Source organism: Hymenobacter cheonanensis (assembly GCF_030581075.1).
Taxonomy (GTDB): Bacteria; Bacteroidota; Bacteroidia; order Cytophagales; family Hymenobacteraceae; genus Hymenobacter.
Window position 1 is genome coordinate 13,715 of the sequence record NZ_JAUQSW010000004.1, and the last position, 15,469, is coordinate 29,183.

Below are 15,469 nucleotides of genomic sequence, written 5' to 3' on the forward strand. Positions count from 1 at the left end.
TGCTTTGCAGCGCCATTTGCAGCCTGACTATGTCCGGCTGCAAGCCGCGCGAGGAAGAGCTGCAAACCACGGGTGGGCTAGCCTTCTCGGCCGATACGGTGAAGTTTGACACGGTCTTTACCACGCTACGTACCGTTACGAAGCGGCTATGGGTGTATAACCGCAACCCCCGGGCGGTGAGCGTGGACCTAGTGAGCCTCGACAACCCGGCCACCTCGCCCTACACGCTCATCATCAACGGCGACCTGAAGCAGACGGCTAATAATCTCTACATCAGGGGCAATGACAGCTTGCTCATCTTGGTGAGGGCGCAGCTCAAAGACAACGGCCAGAACGGCGCCGCCAAGGCCCTGGTGGTGCAGGAAAACCTGAATTTTCGCACCAACGGCCAGGACCAGCACGTGCTGCTGCGCTCGTTTGGGCAGAATATCTACCTGCATACTAACGTGCAGCTGCCCTGCAACGCCGTGTGGACCAGCGACCGGCCGCACGTGCTCTACGGCTCGGTGGTGGTGGGCGCGGGCTGCACGCTGCGCATCAAGCCCGGCGCGCGCATCTACGCCCACGCCGGGGCCGCGCTCATTGTGCAAGGCACGCTGCTCGTGAACGACCCTAGCGACTACGCCCCCGGCGCCGGCGCTACCGATACGGTGAAGGCGACTAATGCCAACATTGTGCGCTTCGTGGGCGACCGCAGCGGCGAGGCGCAGTACACCACCGCGCCGGGGCAGTGGACGGGCATTGTGCTGGCCGCGGGCAGCCAGGGCAACGTTATCCGCTACGCCCAAATTCAGAACGCGACCATCGGTGTGCTGCTGTATAACCCCGACAATAAGGTGCAGCCCAGCATTGATATTCAGAATACGGTTATTCGTTACATCTCGGGCAACGACGTGAGCTTTGCCGGCGCGGCCAGCAGCCTGGGCACCGGGGCCGGTGTATTCAACATTCAGGGCAAGGTGACGGCCACGAACACGCTGTTCAGCGACTGCTACGAGTACGCGGTGCTGGGCCTGGGTGGCAGCACGGCGCTGAATTTCTGCACCGTGGCCAATTTCCCGGCCACGGGCGGCGTGCGCAAAACCCAGTCGCTCACCTTCACCGACGTCGTCACCAACTCGGCGGGCGCGGCCACCACGCAGTCGCCGGTGGTCAGCATTCAAAACTCCGTAGCGTGGGGTGCCATTGAGGACGAGCTGTACCTGGAGCGCTACGACAATTACAAAGCCAGCGTCAGCATTCGCAACTCGGTGCTCAAAACGCAGCTCTACGCCGCCGAGGCCGACGTGGCCGGCAAGCCCGGCCTCAATAACCCCGCCTACGCCAACCTAGTCAATAAAGACCCGCTGTTTGTGCGGCCGCTAGGGGGCAGCTTCGGCGACTATCGCCTGGGCAGCACCTCGCCGGCCTACAAGCACGCCAGCCCGGTGGGCACCGTGCCCGACCGCGACCTGCTGAACCTGCCGCGCACGCGGGCCACGCCCAGCCTCGGCGCCTACGAAAGCACGAAGAAGTAGCGCGCCAGCCCCCCGGCGGGCGCGGGTTTCCGTATCACCCTCATGCGCTTCATTCAAAAACGCCTGCGCCTGCCGGCCGTGGCCGAGGGCTTTCACCTCATCACCGATTTGCTGCTGAGCGAGTTGCCCGAGCTGGAAACCCTGCGCGTGGGCACTGCCAATTTCTACCTTCAGCACACCTCGGCCAGCCTCTTCATCACCGAAAACGCTGACCCCACCGTGCGGCGCGATTTTCAGGAATACTTCCGGCGGCTGGCACCTGATAATGCGCCCTACTTTCAGCACACGCTGGAAGGCCCCGATGACATGACGGCTCATCTGAAAGCGGCTATGTTGGGCACGTCGGTAACGGTGCCCATTGCCGATGGCCGCCTGCTGCTAGGCACCTGGCAGGGCCTGTGCCTGGGCGAGCACCGCCGCCACGGCGGCCGCCGCTGGGTGGTAGCCACCCTCCTGGGCGAGTAGCGCGCAAGCAAAGCATTGCGGGCTACAGCACCCGCGCCGCCGTGTTATAGCGCAGCGTATCGAAGAGCACCAGCTTTTGCACGCCGCTCACCCGGTACTGGCTGAGGCGGCCATTGCGCAGGCTCAGCTGCAAGGTCTTTTGCCCGAAAAACAGCGTGTTATCCTGGCGTAGCGTAGCGGCTACTTCCTGCGGCTGGCTGGCCGGTCCCGTCACGTCGAGGCGCAGCACGGGCGCGTTGTCGTGGCCCGGCCGCAGCCGGTAGGTGTGGCGCACGGCCCCGCCCGGCAGGCTGGCCGAGTCTACGGCGTAGGCCCCGCGCAGCGCCGCCTTATTAATGTCGGCCTGGTAAAAAATCTGCAGCTCGTCGGCCCATTTTACCTGCGGCACCCGCACGGTTTCGGGGGCGTTGCCGCGCAGGCTCACGCGCTTTTCCACGCTGGGGTGGCTGGCCACAAGCTGGCGCACCTGCGCATCGAGCAGGCCCCGCACGTCGAAGTACGCGCCGGTGGCATGCGGCGCGCCCGGCGCAGCTGGGTCGGGGCCGGCTGTGCCCTGGCCGCAGCCCGCCAGGGCCAGCAGCGTGCCAGCGGCAGCGTAAAAAGCTAGTCTACAACTCATAGCAAAAACAATGTCCCGCCCGGCACTTGCACTGGGCGGGACACTGCGACAAAAGAAAAAAGCGGCCTTTTTGTTCACGCCAGCGGGCTAGGGGCGCAGCAGGCTCTGGCCGGTCATTTCGGCGGGCTGCGGCACGCCCATCAGCGCCAGCACGGTGGGGGCAATGTCACCGAGCTTGCCAGCGGCCAGGCTGCCGTGGTAATTATTATCGGCTAAAATGCAGGGCACCAGGTTGGTAGTGTGGGCCGTATTGGGCGAGCCATCGGCATTGCGCATAAACTCGGCATTGCCGTGGTCGGCAATCACGATGGTGGCGTAGCCGGCCGCCAGGGCAGCTTCCACCACGTCGCGGGCGCAGGCATCGGCCGTTTCCACGGCCTTTACCACGGCCTCAAACACGCCGGTGTGGCCCACCATATCAGGGTTGGCGAAGTTGACGACGACAAAATCGGCCGAGTTGGCCTGCAGCTCTGGCACCAGGGCATCACGCAGCTCGTAGGCGCTCATTTCGGGGGCCAGGTCGTAGGTGGCTACCTTCGGCGAGGCCCGCATAATGCGCGTTTCACCGTCAAATTCTTTTTCGCGGCCACCCGAAAAGAAAAACGTCACGTGCGGATATTTTTCCGTCTCGGCCATGCGAATCTGCGTTTTGCCGTGCGCAGCCAGCACCTGCCCTAGCGTATTGTCGAGGTTGTCCTTCTCAAAAATCGGCGTCACGCCCACAAACGTCTCATCGTACGTTGTCATGGTGAGGTAGCGCAAGTTGAGGCGGTGCATCTGGTAGGCGTTGAAATCCTGCTGCGTGAGCGCTTCCGTGATTTCGCGGCCCCGGTCGGTGCGGAAGTTGAAGCACAATACCACGTCGCCCTCCTGAATGGTGGCCAGCGGCTGCCCGTCGGCGCCCACCTTCACAATGGGCTTCAGAAACTCATCCGTTACGCCATCCTTGTACTGTTCCTGTATGCTTTGAATCAGGTTTTGTGAAGGCGTGCCCACGCCGTTCACGAGCAGGTCGTAGGCGATTTTAACGCGCTCCCAGCGCTGGTCGCGGTCCATGGCGTAGTAGCGGCCCACAATGGAGGCGATTTTAGCCCCCGTGCGCTCGTTGTACTGCTCCAACTCGTTCACGAAGTGCACGCCGCTCTTGGGGTCGGTGTCGCGCCCATCGGTAAAAGCGTGCACGAATACTTTGTGCACATCGGCCTCGTGGGCAATGGTGCACAGCGCTTTTACGTGGTCGATGTGCGAGTGCACCCCGCCATCCGACAGCAGGCCAATAAGATGGAAAGCTTTATTGTTGAGCTTGGCATATTCCAGGGCGTCTTTCAGCGCCGGCACCTGGCCTAGCTTGCGCTCCCGGATGGCCTTGGCAATGCGTACCAATTCCTGGTCGACCACCCGGCCCGCGCCGATGTTCATGTGGCCTACTTCCGAGTTGCCCATCTGGCCTTCGGGCAGCCCCACGGCCTCGCCCGAAGCCTGCAACGTGCTGTGCGGAAAGCGCTTAAGCAGGCTGTTGAAATACGGCGTCTGCGCTTTGTCAACGGCCGAAGCCTCCACATTCGGGGCGATGCCCCACCCATCCAGAATAACTAAAAGGACCTGCTTGTTCATGGCTGCAAAAGTACGCCCCGCACCCTAAAGCGCCTGCACCCCGTACTAGCCCCCGGCCGGCTGACAAGTCTTCAGAATAGCTTCAAAATGTCAACGGCTGGCATAGTTTTAGCTTAACCCCTTTCAAGCGTTTTCGACCTGCTCGCGAGGCTTCTTTTTATGAATCTATTTTTTACTCGATTTTTAGTATTTGGCTGGCTTTTATTGGCGGTAGCTGTGAGCGGCCGGGCCCAGGGGGCCGACCAGCTGTCGGCCGTGCGCTCGGCCATTGCCAGTGGCTCTTCGCGCGGGCTGGCGCAGTTTCTGGCGCCTTCGGTCGAGGTAGGGTTCGATGGCGACAAGCAGAGCTACAACGCTACCCAAACCGAGCTGGTGATGAAAAATTTCTTCGCCAAAAACCCGCCCGCCAGCTTCGATATCGTGCACCAAGGGGCTAGCAATGAAGGTATTCCCTACGCTATCGGCCACTACGTGGGCCGCAACGGCAACTACCAGGTGTTTATTAAGCTCAAGCCCAAGCAGGCAACGCCAACCATCGACACGCTCGATTTTACCAAAGAATAACCGGCCCTGTGCCCCTGAAGCCCGGCAGCCCACCCGCTGCCGGGTTTTTTATGCGCCCGCCAGCCGCCGTACCTTTGCCGGGTGTCAGCCTATCCCGCCCCCTACCTCACGCCCGCCGCGCTCACTACGTTCATTCAAACGGCCCTGGCCGAAGACGTTGGCGACGGTGACCACTCGGCCCTGGCTGCCATTCCGGCCGAGGCCCGCAACCGCGCCAAGCTATTGGTAAAAGCCGAGGGCGTGCTGGCCGGTGTGCAGCTGGCCGAACTGATTTTCAAGCAGGTAGACCCGGCGCTTGTGCTTAGCGTGCAGCTCGAAGATGGGGCCAGGGTGAAGCACGGCGACGTAGCCTTCACGGTAGAAGGCCCGGCGCGCAGCATCCTCACCGCCGAGCGCCTGGTACTCAACTGCATGCAGCGCATGAGCGGCATTGCCACTTACACGGCGCACCTCACCACGCTGCTGGCCGGCACCAAGGCCCGCCTGCTCGACACCCGCAAGACGACGCCCAACTTCCGCCTCTGCGAAAAATGGGCCGTGCTCATCGGCGGCGGCGTCAACCACCGCTACGGGCTCTTCGACATGATAATGCTGAAAGACAACCACGTAGACTATGCCGGTGGTGTAGCAGCGGCTATTGCGGCCACCCACGACTACCTGCGCCGCACCGGCCGCCAGCTGCCCATCGTACTCGAAACCCGCACCCTGGCCGAGGTGCAGCAGGCCCTGGACGCGGGCGGCGTCGACCGCATCATGCTCGACAACATGCCCCCCGCCCAGCTGCGCGAGGCCGTGGCCCTGGTGGCCGGCCGCGTGCCCTTGGAGGCCAGCGGCGGTATTACGGAGCAAACCATTGGCGAGGTGGCGGCCACGGGTGTCGACTATATCTCGGTGGGGGCACTTACGCATTCGGCCAATATCTTGGATTTGAGCTTGAAAGCGTATTGATTGTCGTGGTTATTTTGCTGATAATTAATAGGTAGCGACTGATAACTGACAAGTAACAACTGATAATTAATCACTACTATGAACCAACCCAACCAACGGGGCAGTGGCGGCGGCTACCGCCAGCAGCAGGCCCCGCAGTCGCTGCCCGGCACCATCAAAACCAAAAAATACCAGTTCGACCCCAACACCTACACCCGCATTGCGATGGGCGAGGTGTGGCGCAAGGAGTGGTGGTATGCCCTCATTCCGTTTGCGGTGGGCGTGCTGCCGGCGGCCATCTGGCACTCGTGGTGGTGGCTGCTGCTAGGGGTGGCCCTGGCAGCGGTATTCGTGCTCATTCGCTCGTCGCTCGTCACGGGCGTAACGCAGATGGAGCAGAGCAAGCCTTTGTTTGAGCGCATGAACTACGAGGCCGATTCGCGCCAGCTCATCATGCGCCAGACCGAGCAGCGGGCCATGGCCCTGCCCTGGGACCAGATTGGGCGCGTGCGCCGCGAGCCCGATGCCTACCTGCTGTACCTCAAGCCAGGTGCGCCGCCCGCCGAGCTAGCCCCCTGGCGCCGCTGGGTGGCCAGCACGTTTGATGTGCCGGTGTTTCTACATTTGCCCCTGCGCTTGTTTAATAACGACAACGACCGCAAGCTTTTTGAGGCCCTGCTGCGCCGCAAAGGCCTGCTGCCCGATGCCCCCGCCGCCTAGCCCGGGCCGTATAGCGCCTGGTTTTCTCGTCTTTCTATTTAGTTTTCCGCAAGGAATTTTTGACCCGTATGAAAAAGCTGCTTTCCTACCTGGCTCCGGCCGCCGTAGTGCTGCTCGCCTCGTGCAGCAGTGAACCGTCTGACTGGCGCCCCGACAAAAAGGTGTCGCTCGACATGATTGAGCCCGGCACCCGCCCCAGCGACAATTTCGACCAGGGTACGCCCGCGGCCCCTAGCCAGGAGAAGGGCGGCGCCATCAGCCGGCCCGTTAACTCGGGCGCCGTACTCGACCGCCGCGCTGCCCCCTCGGCCAGCGCCGTAATGACGGCCGACACGCAGGAAGGCACTGCCGAGAAGCCCGGCAGCAGCGCCAAGCCGAAAAAGAGCACCGGCGACTCGGCCACCCCCGACACGGCCCAGGGCCAGGCCGGCGCTCGCCGTCAATAAGTTAGGCTAAGTATTCGGGCGCTTTGGGCGTATTGCCCAAAAGCTTATTTCTGAAACTTGCAGCAATGTTGCGATATTAATCGCAACATTGCTGCAAGTTTTTCTGTTTGCTACCTCTATGTGGATTGCGATAGTTCTGTTGGCAGTGTCGGTGCTGGGTGCGGGGGTTTTGGTGAGCAAAGTGCCCGCGGCGCGCGCCGGGCAATGGCTGAAACCGTTGCTGGCTTTTAGCGGCGCCTATTTGTTTGCCCTCACTATCACGCACATTTTGCCCGAGGCGCTAACGCTGCTGCCGGCCACGCCGCAGCGCGTGGGCTACTGGGTGCTGGCGGGTTTTTTTGGCCAGCTGCTGCTGGAAGTGCTGTCGCAGGGCATCGAGCACGGCCACGTGCACGCACCGGCTGCTGCCGAGCAGGGGCGGGTGCCGCTGCTACTGGTAGCCGCCCTGGTGGTACACTCGCTGCTGGAAGGCAGCATCTTGGTGCGCGGGGCGGGCAGCGGCGAGGTAAGCCAGCATTTTTATGCGTTGGTACTAGGGGTAGCGCTGCACCACGTGCCGGCGGCCGTGGCGCTGGCCACGCTGCTGCGGCTGCGGCTAGGCTCGTTTGGGCGGGTGTGGCCCTGGCTGCTGGTATTTGCGCTGGCGTCGCCGGCCGGGCTGGTTTTCAGCAATTACCTGGTGCTGGAGCAGCTGCTGGGCCCGGCCGTGTACGCCGCGCTGCTCGGCTTCGTGGCCGGTACGTTTCTGCACGTGTCTACCACTATTCTCTTCGAAACCAGTCCCGAGCATCGGCTAAACTGGCCTAAGCTAGGGGCCACGCTGGGCGGCCTGCTGCTGGCGCTGGCCGTGAGTGCGGTGTAGCCTGGCAACTGCACCGCCGCGGTAGTTTTGCCAGCCAAGTGCGCAACTGCAAAGAATACGAAACCATAGTAGCTCTACTAGCCCTCTTTCGGCACTGAAGGCCAGCGGTGCTGGCGGCTACGATTCCAGCACGGGCCCGGTACCGCGCAGAAAATTTTCGAGTTGGCGGGCGCGGGCCGTTTCGCGGGCCAGCGCGGCTTGCAGGCCTAGCAGACGCTGGCGCATCAGCAGCACCAAGTCGATGGCCTCGGGGGCCAGGCCCAGGCCGTGATGCAGGCGCGCCAGGCGGGGCAGCAATTCGTCGGGCTCCTCTACTTCAATGGTTTCGGGGGCGGGGGCGGAGCGTAGCAGGCCAAGCTCCACAAACTGGCGAAGCTCGGCCTGGCCCAGGCCGTAGCGCGCGTCGCATTCCTGAAAAGTGAGCACTAAAACACGGGTTTCCATAGGGCGGAAGTACTTATAGCAATTGATTGGTTACGACTGGCTTAGGTTTAACTCACTCTTCGCCGCGCAGCTTGGCCAGCTGTTGCAGTAGGGCGCGCTCCTCGTCGGTGAGGTTAGTGGGCAGCTGCACATTCAGCCGCAGGTAGAGGTCGCCGTGCTGCCCTTCTTTGCGATACACCGGGAAGCCCTTGCCGCGCAGGCGCAGGCGGCTGCCGTTGGCCGTTTCGGGCTTAATCTTGATTTTGACCGGGCCGCCGAGCGTGTCCACGGTTTGCTCGCCGCCGAGCAGGGCCCGGTACAGCGGCACGGGCACATCCTGGGTCAGGTCGTCGCCGGTGCGGGCGTAGCGGGCATCGGGCAAAATGCGCAGCGTAATAAGCAGCGAGCCGTTAGGCCCGCCGTTGCGGCCGGGGCCGCCCTGGTCGCGCAGCCGGATGGTCTGGCCATCGGCCACACCCGGATGAATGGTGAGGCGCAGGTTTTTGCCATTCACCGTGATGGTGCGCGGGCCGCCCTGGTAGGCTTCCTGCAAGGTCAGCTCCAGCTCGGCCTGGTAGTCCTGGCCCGCGCCGGGCCGGCTGCTGCGCCCGCCGCCCGCGCCGCCCATACCCCCGAAGAGCGAGCTGAAAAAATCGGAAAAGTCCTCGCCCTCGCCCCCAAACTGCCCGCCGCCAAAACCACCGAAGCCGCCTGTACCGCCGCCTTGGGCATACTGGCTCCAGTCGAAGCCGCCCCCGCCAGCGCCCTGGCCGCGCCCGCCGCCCGCCTGCTGGTAGCGCTGGTAGTCGGCGCCTAGCTGGTCGTACTTCTGCCGCTTGTCAGGGTCCGAGAGCACCTCGTTGGCCTCGTTTACCTCCTTGAATTTTTGCTCGGCCGTGGCGTCGTTGGGGTTCACGTCGGGGTGGTACTGCCGGGCCAGCTTGCGGTACGCCTTTTTAATCTGCTCGGTCGTGGCCGTCTTCTCCACGCCCAGGGTTTTGTAATAGTCTTTGTAGTCCATTGTGCAAAAAAAGCCTACCGGGCAACAAGGCGCCGCTCGGGGCGTTTATTGAACGCGGAAAAGCCCGTCGCGTTGAGTTGGCAGAAGCGCACGGGCGGGTGTAAATTTGTATTTTACATATACATCCGGCTTTATTAGCGCCCTGTAAAATTAGGCCTGTCGAACGCATGGCGGCGGGTTTAAGAGCACTTCTGGCACGGTTTTGTGGTTTTTGCCCGCGTTAGTTTGTCTTATCGTAGTTCTACTTTCTCTTTACAATTAATGAAACTAGTTATTCCCACTCTGCTGCTCGGCGGCGCGTTGCTGCTAGCCCACGGCAGCCAGGCTCAAACCCAACCCGCCCCGGCGGCCACCCCGGGCACTACTCAGCCCACGCCGGCCACCGCTACCCAGCCCGCCGCCGCCCGCCGGGTGCTGGCGCCACGCCGCGTAGTAGCCCCGCGCCGCGCCGGGGCCGCTGCCCCCACCCGGGCCAAAACCAACGGCGTGATGGCCAAGGATGGCCTGACCATGCAAAACGGCCGCGTTATCCTGACCGAGCTTGGCCTGACGGCGCCCATCGAGCAGGATAAGCGCTTGCTCAATGGCACGCTCATTACCACTAAAGGCCAGGTTACCAGCATCGAAGGGGCTACCACGCAAATGGCCGAGGGCGACTACGTATCGCTCACGGGCCGCCTCACCAGCAAGCGCGAGATGGTAGAAGCCGACAGCGTGCGCAAGCTCGTGGCCTACGACCTCAAGCACCCCGGCAAGCGCAAAGAGCTGGAAAAGGCCCGCGATAAGGCCGAAAAAGAGCGCGAAAAAGCCGAAAAGGAAGCTGCCAAAGCCAAGGCGAAAGCCGGCCGCTAGCCTCCTTAGCCGGCGCCAGGCCTTGGCCAGGGCCTAGCGCCAGGGCTGGGTAAAGCTCACGAGCACGGCCAGGCCGGCGGCATCATCGCGGGCCTCCACCACTTCGTCGATGACGAACTGAATTTCGGCTTCGGTCCAGTCCTCGTCTTCGGCGGCGCGCACAAAGCTGTCGAGGGCCGAAAAGCGGTTGGCACCGGCGGGCGGCGTCCAGGTTAGCTGCTTGCGGATATTCATGGCGTAAAAATGGTACTTAGCGGCCCCTGCTACGCAGCAGGGGCCGCTTTTTGTTGAAAAAACGGGCTAGCGGCCGGTATGGGCCACCGGGCCCATGTGCAGCACTTTGATTTGCATGGGGGCCACGCCCGCGTCGATAATGTCGAGCTTGCGGGCGGCGCGCTTCGATACGTCTACGATGCGGCCTTTGGCGTGGGGGCCGCGGTCGTTCACTACTACCTTCACCGAGTGGCCGTTGCGGGTGTTGGTGACTTTAAGCTTGGTGCCGAAGGGCAGCGTGTTGTGGGCCGCCGTGAGCTGGCCGGGGCGGTAGGGCGCGCCGCTGGCCGTGGCCCGGCCATCAAACTTATCGGCGTAGTACGAGCCCTGGCCCGATTGGGTAAACGCCGATTTGCTACTGCCGCAAGCGGAAAGTGCTAAAGCTAACAGGCTGATGAAAAGTGCAGTAAGCGAGTGCTTGGAAAGAAAGTAGTGCATAATTCAGGTATTCACAGGGTCTTCACGCGCGATGCCGGAATAAACGTCCATCTTTCGGCCGAAATTATTCTTTTCACCCTTTTCGTACCCCTTTTTATGAAGAATACGCTGAAACTCGTAGCTGGTCTGGCCCTGTCGGGCTTGTTTCTCACCGCTCACGCCCAAACTTCCCCGCCGATGCAGGAAGGCAAAATGGCCGACGGCAAGATGATGGACGGTAAAATGAAGGGTGGTAAGATGAAAAGCGGCAAAATGCACAAGGAGAAGATGGGCAAGATGCAGAAAGACAAGATGGACGGCGAGAAGATGAAGACCAAGATGTAGGTCTTAGGCTAGCGCCGCACTACTTCGGCCTCCCCGGCTGGCAGCTTACCCAGGCCGCCGGCCGGGGAGGCTTTTTTGGGCGCAACGGCGGGCTGGGGCGCCACGCGCAAAGCCTGCAACGCCGCGTAGCTGCCCTGAAAAACGTTGAAATCGACGGCACCCCGGATGCCCGGCACGTAGGCCTCGTCGGAGTGCTGCCAGATAATCCAGCGCTCGGCGGGCAGGGCGGGGCGCGCCACCTCGTAGTGGGCCAGCCACAGCGGGTAGTCGTCGAAGTGCCCGGCCAAGTAATGGCGGTAAAACGTGTAGTTGGAGTACAGAATGGGCTTGACGCCGTAATGCGCCTCCACGGCCCCTAGCCAGGCGCGCACTGCACGGCGCATTTCGGCCACATCGTGAAAGCGCGGGGCCTCCACGTCGAGCACCGGCGGCAGGTCGCCGGGCCGGATGGGCACGGTGCGGATAAAGAGGCTAGCCTGCTCCTGGCCCGCCCGGTTGGGCTGAAAGTAGTGGTAGGCCCCACTGAGAATGCCGGCCGCCCGCGCCTCGCGCCAGTTGCGCCGAAAGCGCGCATCGCGCAGCGTGGCACCCTCGCTCGCCTTGATAAAGGCAAAGCGCACGTGCTGGCGCGCCACCTCCGGCCAGTCGATGCGGCCCTGGTAGGCCGATACGTCGATGCCGTGCACCGAGTAGCCGGCCAGCAGCGGCGTGCTTTCGCGGCCCGTAAGGTAGCGCGTGGTGAGCGTGGCCCAGGTGCGCCGGGCGTAGCGATTGAGCTGGCGCTGGTGGCGCAGGTAGTAGGTGCCCCCGCCCAGCAGCCCTAGCAGCAGCCCGGCCAGCACCCAGCGCCGCCAGCGCCCGCGCCGGGGGGCGGGCTGCGGCGCGGCCGTTGGGGCAGCAAGTAGGGGCGGAGCGGAAGGGGGTGGCATAGGCAGCAAGCCAAAAATAACGCACGGCTGCCCGCCCCGCGTATGCCGGGCGCGGCCGTAGCTTGCACTGGTAAAGCCGCCCGGCCCTTTTCCGGTTCCTTTCCTCCGCTTGCTTATGCCCGATGCCCGCGACGCTAATGGTCACTTAATCCGCGAATTACACGGCGTGACGCTGGCCCAGATTCTCGACTACCTGGTGGCGCACTACGGGTTTGCCGGTCTCGACGAGCGCATCCGCCTCAACTGTTTTGCCGTTGACCCGAGCGTAAAATCGAGCCTAACCTTTCTGCGGCGCACCGCCTGGGCCCGCGCCAAGGTCGAGGACCTGTACGTGCGCCTGCGCACCGCCCAGGTGCTAGGCCGGCCCTTGCCGTAAGGATTTTCCTGTATTTGCTAGTAGAAATGAGATGGCTGAGCTGCGCGAAAAATCGGGACCGCTAGCCCTGCTGGCGGGGCTGGCCTGCTTTGTGGCCTTCGAGGTAGCGGCTTATCAGCTGCTGCGGTTTGCTACCTCGGGCCTGGGCGAGGCCAATCAATACCAACCCGAAAACACCATCGTCAGCAACTGGGTCAAGACGGTGACCTTTCTGGTGCTGCACCTGGCGCTGGTGCTGGCGGCCGTGCTGGTGCTCAGCAACAAGCTGCCGCGCCGCTACCGGGGCCAGTTGGTGGGCTGGCTTTTGCTGAGCTTGCTGGTGGGGTTTGGGCTGCTTATCCCGCTGTTTTCCTAAAAAGACGGATTTCAGAAGAGCCTGCCAGCATCTGCGCAATCCGTTTCATCCGTTCAATCCGCGGTTAAATAACAAAGCCACTGCTCATCGCAGTGGCTCTCAAGAGGATGAAACCATTGGGCCGGTCGGTCCCGGCGTTATCGCGGAGAAGAAAGTGGCCGGTCGGTCCCGGCCGTATCAACGGGCCGGGCAGCCTAGCTGCCCGGCTGAATGTCAATCTCGCGGGGCTGGCTGGCCTCCGCATCGCGGAACGGAATGGCCACGCGCAGCTCACCCTTGTCGTGGGTAGCGTTGATGCTCGTCAGGTCGAGGTTTCGGGGCAGGTCGAGCGTTTGCACGAAGAGCGGCGCGGCCAACTGGTCCTCGGGCGTGTGGCGAAACTCGCCATATACCGTGAGCTTGGTGTCTTTCAGCACCACGTGAAAGCTCTCGGCCGGCACGCTGGGCATGGCCACGTGCAGCACCACGCCTTTAGGGCGCTTATTAACGTGCAGCTTGGGCTGCGCCACGCCGCCGCCGATGGTGTTCAGCAGGTCGAGCTGGGGAGCGATAGTACGGATAAATTCGCGGCTGATAAGTTTCATAACGGAGGGCCTGAATAGGTGGCTTCGGGTCTGTTTAATCAAACCTCGTACCAGCTTCCACAAGGTGGTGGGCAAACCATTTTTCAGCCGTTATGGCCGAAAAATGGTTGCTAGCCGGCCCAGAATGCGCCACCCTGGCCCCAAAGCCGCCGAAGTGGCAGGCTTTAATGAGTGTTTCAGGCCACAGCTGCGCTAAAACCGGCTCGTCAGGCCGAAGTGAATTTTGGAATTAGACAGCGAAAAGCCGGTGTTCAGAAACTCCGACCGCCCCACCGAATACACGAATTGAAACAAGCCCGCCGCCGTGCGAAAGCTCAGGCCGGCCCCTAGCCCGGTGGGCGAGTCGAGGGCGTGGGTACTAAGCTGGGTAGTGGTGAACTGGTAGGCTTGCAGCAAGGCCTGGTCGGCGAAGATAAATACGTAGCCCTCGGGGCCGGTAAACTGCCGCAGCTCGACCGTGCCTACGCCGTAGGCATTGGTATAAAACTGGTTTTCCTGAAAGCCCCGCAGCGAGTTGAGGCCCCCTAGCCGAAACAGGTCGTTGAGAAAAAACTGCTGGTTGAACAGCCCCTCGCCTCGCGCCCGCACCAGCAGCACGCCCTGCCGGCCCAGCGCCCAGTAGCGCTCGGCCCGCCCGCTGAAGCTGTACTGCGTAGAGCGCAGCGCCACGCCATCGTATAAGTTTTCCCGAATAGCGGCGTTGCGCCGAATGGTTTTGGTGCCCACGCCGCCCTGCGCGCTCACAAACAGCCCCCGGTGCGGAAAATACAAGTCGTCGAGGCTGGCCCGCGAGTAGCCCAGGCCGTAGGAGTTGTACTCCGAATCGAGGTAGTTGGGCAGGGTGCCGAGCTGGGCGTAGGCCGCGCTGTCGAGCAGCAGGCGCGAGCTGCGCTGCTCGGCAAAAAACGTGAGCCGCCCGGCCCGCGCCGTGGGGTAGCTCACCTGCACCCGCGGCCGGATGGTGAGGAAGTTATCGGTTTGCTTGTAGAGGTTAAACGTGGCGCCAACCTCCAGCGGCGTGCCGAAGATATTGGGGTGCAGGTAGCTGGCATCGAGCAGCTGCGAGGTGGCGTCGGTTTTGCGCCACTGCAGGCCCACCTGCTTGCCACCGCCGCGCAGGTTGCGCAGGTTGATGGTGACATCGCCCGTAAACTGCACGCCGCTAGCCCCGTTGCTATTGGGCAGGAGGCCCACAATGGCGTCGAACTGGTTGGAGGGGCGCTCATCAAGCAGCAAATACACCCTGGCGCGGCTCTTGGCAAAGCGTACCTCGGGCTCGGCGCGCAGGCGCACGTAGGGCAGCTGGCGCAGCAGGGCGCTGGCGGCGTCTACGCGCTGCTGGCTGTAGGGCTGGCCGGGCGTAAGCTGCAGGTATTTAGTGAGAAAGCGCTTCTTGGTTTTGCTGGTGCCCACTATTTGCAGCGAATCGAAGTACACGGCCGGGCCGCGCTTGAGCACCACCCGGCCCGCAATGTCGCGCCCGCTCAGGCGCAGCGAGTCGATGCCGACCGTGGCAAACGGGTAGCCCTGGTTTTCGGCCTCCGTAAGCACGCGCTCCTGCAGGGCGGCCCAGTCGGCGGGGTGCCAGGGCGTGCGCCGGAAAAACTTCTCGCGGTAGCCGGCGCGGGTCAGCAGGCCATCGCCGAGGTTGCCATTGTGCAGGTACGCCCACCGAAACTGCTCGCCCACGTAGAGGCGCACGCGCACCGTGTCGCGGCCCCAGTGCAGCTCATCGGCCGAGGCCGTGAGGTAGGCATCGGCCTGCAGGGCTAGCACCAGCTCGCGCACGGTGCGCAGGGCCGTGAGCGAATCGGACACGGTGGCGCGCGGGTGCAGGCGGCGCACCAGCGCCCGCGCGGCCGGCTCCACCTCAAATTTCAGTACCCGAACCCGGCTTAGCTGGCGCTGGCCCGTGCCCGCTATGGTGGCCGGCGCGGGGCTAGCCCGGGGCGGTAGGGGCGGGGAGGCCAGGCCCGGCGCGTTGGGCACGGCCACGCCCGGCCCGGCGTCGGGCGTTTGGGCGCGCAGCGGCCCGGCGCCCAGCAGCAGGGCTAGCCAGTAGCTCCAGTAAAAGAAAGTAGCGAGTCGGGCCATCGTCGGGAAAGCAAACGCGCCGGGCGGTTTTTAATTTCAGGCGCCCGATTTTTGTTGAATCCTGGG

At 63.1% G+C, this 15,469-nt stretch carries 20 protein-coding genes; 11 read left to right on the forward strand and 9 right to left on the reverse strand.

Annotated features, from left to right (window positions below; translation table 11 throughout):
• Positions 1-29 precede the first annotated feature (29 nt).
• Positions 30-1,517, forward strand: a complete 1,488-nt coding sequence (locus Q5H89_RS08875; protein ID WP_305018944.1) for a hypothetical protein — start codon at positions 30-32, stop codon at positions 1,515-1,517.
• Positions 1,518-1,559: 42 nt separating this feature from the next.
• Positions 1,560-1,982 (forward strand): secondary thiamine-phosphate synthase enzyme YjbQ, encoded by a 423-nt coding sequence (locus tag Q5H89_RS08880; RefSeq protein ID WP_305018945.1) that lies wholly within the window; start codon positions 1,560-1,562, stop codon positions 1,980-1,982.
• A gap of 22 nt (positions 1,983-2,004) precedes the next feature.
• Here Q5H89_RS08880 and Q5H89_RS08885 read toward each other — a convergent pair whose 3' ends face one another.
• Entirely contained in the window at positions 2,005-2,601 is a 597-nt protein-coding gene (locus tag Q5H89_RS08885) for a hypothetical protein (RefSeq protein WP_305018946.1), read from the reverse strand.
• 87 nt (positions 2,602-2,688) lie between these two features.
• Positions 2,689-4,215: a 2,3-bisphosphoglycerate-independent phosphoglycerate mutase gene (gpmI, locus tag Q5H89_RS08890; protein ID WP_305018947.1), complete on the reverse strand. Its 1,527-nt coding sequence runs from the start codon at positions 4,213-4,215 to the stop codon at positions 2,689-2,691.
• Positions 4,216-4,374: 159 nt separating this feature from the next.
• Here gpmI and Q5H89_RS08895 point away from each other — a divergent pair, with 159 nt between their 5' ends.
• From Q5H89_RS08895 to Q5H89_RS08915, 5 genes are all read left to right on the forward strand, one after another.
• Positions 4,375-4,779 carry a DUF4783 domain-containing protein gene (locus Q5H89_RS08895; RefSeq protein WP_305018948.1) on the forward strand — a complete coding sequence of 135 codons (405 nt, stop codon included), beginning with the start codon at positions 4,375-4,377 and terminating at the stop codon, positions 4,777-4,779.
• Positions 4,780-4,860: 81 nt separating this feature from the next.
• On the forward strand, positions 4,861-5,727 hold the full coding sequence (gene nadC, locus Q5H89_RS08900; RefSeq protein ID WP_305018949.1) for a carboxylating nicotinate-nucleotide diphosphorylase: 867 nt from the start codon (positions 4,861-4,863) through the stop codon (positions 5,725-5,727).
• Positions 5,728-5,805: 78 nt separating this feature from the next.
• On the forward strand, positions 5,806-6,426 hold the full coding sequence (locus tag Q5H89_RS08905; RefSeq protein WP_305018950.1) for a YcxB family protein: 621 nt from the start codon (positions 5,806-5,808) through the stop codon (positions 6,424-6,426).
• A gap of 68 nt (positions 6,427-6,494) precedes the next feature.
• Positions 6,495-6,872 (forward strand): hypothetical protein, encoded by a 378-nt coding sequence (locus tag Q5H89_RS08910; RefSeq protein ID WP_305018951.1) that lies wholly within the window; start codon positions 6,495-6,497, stop codon positions 6,870-6,872.
• A gap of 118 nt (positions 6,873-6,990) precedes the next feature.
• Positions 6,991-7,734: a ZIP family metal transporter gene (locus tag Q5H89_RS08915; RefSeq protein ID WP_305018952.1), complete on the forward strand. Its 744-nt coding sequence runs from the start codon at positions 6,991-6,993 to the stop codon at positions 7,732-7,734.
• Between the two features lie 117 nt (positions 7,735-7,851).
• Here the strand turns inward: Q5H89_RS08915 and Q5H89_RS08920 are convergent, their stop codons facing one another.
• Positions 7,852-8,178, reverse strand: a complete 327-nt coding sequence (locus Q5H89_RS08920) for a hypothetical protein (RefSeq protein ID WP_305018953.1) — start codon at positions 8,176-8,178, stop codon at positions 7,852-7,854.
• A gap of 52 nt (positions 8,179-8,230) precedes the next feature.
• Entirely contained in the window at positions 8,231-9,178 is a 948-nt protein-coding gene (locus tag Q5H89_RS08925; RefSeq protein ID WP_305018954.1) for a J domain-containing protein, read from the reverse strand.
• A gap of 261 nt (positions 9,179-9,439) precedes the next feature.
• Here Q5H89_RS08925 and Q5H89_RS08930 point away from each other — a divergent pair, with 261 nt between their 5' ends.
• On the forward strand, positions 9,440-10,030 hold the full coding sequence (locus tag Q5H89_RS08930; protein WP_305018955.1) for a DUF6799 domain-containing protein: 591 nt from the start codon (positions 9,440-9,442) through the stop codon (positions 10,028-10,030).
• A gap of 33 nt (positions 10,031-10,063) precedes the next feature.
• On the opposite strand, the gene Q5H89_RS08935 is transcribed toward Q5H89_RS08930, so the two are convergent.
• Positions 10,064-10,264, reverse strand: a complete 201-nt coding sequence (locus Q5H89_RS08935; RefSeq protein WP_305018956.1) for a hypothetical protein — start codon at positions 10,262-10,264, stop codon at positions 10,064-10,066.
• Positions 10,265-10,330: 66 nt separating this feature from the next.
• Positions 10,331-10,741: a septal ring lytic transglycosylase RlpA family protein gene (locus Q5H89_RS08940; protein ID WP_305018957.1), complete on the reverse strand. Its 411-nt coding sequence runs from the start codon at positions 10,739-10,741 to the stop codon at positions 10,331-10,333.
• A 96-nt stretch (positions 10,742-10,837) separates the two neighbouring features.
• Between Q5H89_RS08940 and Q5H89_RS08945 the strand changes: the two genes are divergently transcribed.
• On the forward strand, positions 10,838-11,065 hold the full coding sequence (locus Q5H89_RS08945) for a hypothetical protein (RefSeq protein ID WP_305018958.1): 228 nt from the start codon (positions 10,838-10,840) through the stop codon (positions 11,063-11,065).
• Between the two features lie 8 nt (positions 11,066-11,073).
• Here the strand turns inward: Q5H89_RS08945 and Q5H89_RS08950 are convergent, their stop codons facing one another.
• Entirely contained in the window at positions 11,074-11,994 is a 921-nt protein-coding gene (locus Q5H89_RS08950; protein ID WP_305018959.1) for a glycoside hydrolase family 25 protein, read from the reverse strand.
• Positions 11,995-12,109: 115 nt separating this feature from the next.
• Between Q5H89_RS08950 and Q5H89_RS08955 the strand changes: the two genes are divergently transcribed.
• The gene (locus Q5H89_RS08955; protein ID WP_305018960.1) at positions 12,110-12,370 is read left to right on the forward strand and encodes a VF530 family protein; all 261 of its coding nucleotides are present in this window, start codon (positions 12,110-12,112) and stop codon (positions 12,368-12,370) included.
• A 31-nt stretch (positions 12,371-12,401) separates the two neighbouring features.
• Positions 12,402-12,725, forward strand: a complete 324-nt coding sequence (locus Q5H89_RS08960; RefSeq protein WP_305018961.1) for a hypothetical protein — start codon at positions 12,402-12,404, stop codon at positions 12,723-12,725.
• A gap of 194 nt (positions 12,726-12,919) precedes the next feature.
• Here Q5H89_RS08960 and Q5H89_RS08965 read toward each other — a convergent pair whose 3' ends face one another.
• Positions 12,920-13,309, reverse strand: coding sequence for an Hsp20/alpha crystallin family protein (locus Q5H89_RS08965; protein WP_305018962.1), 390 nt, complete (start codon positions 13,307-13,309; stop codon positions 12,920-12,922).
• Positions 13,310-13,501: 192 nt separating this feature from the next.
• Positions 13,502-15,403 (reverse strand): BamA/TamA family outer membrane protein, encoded by a 1,902-nt coding sequence (locus Q5H89_RS08970; RefSeq protein WP_305018963.1) that lies wholly within the window; start codon positions 15,401-15,403, stop codon positions 13,502-13,504.
• Positions 15,404-15,469 lie beyond the last annotated feature (66 nt).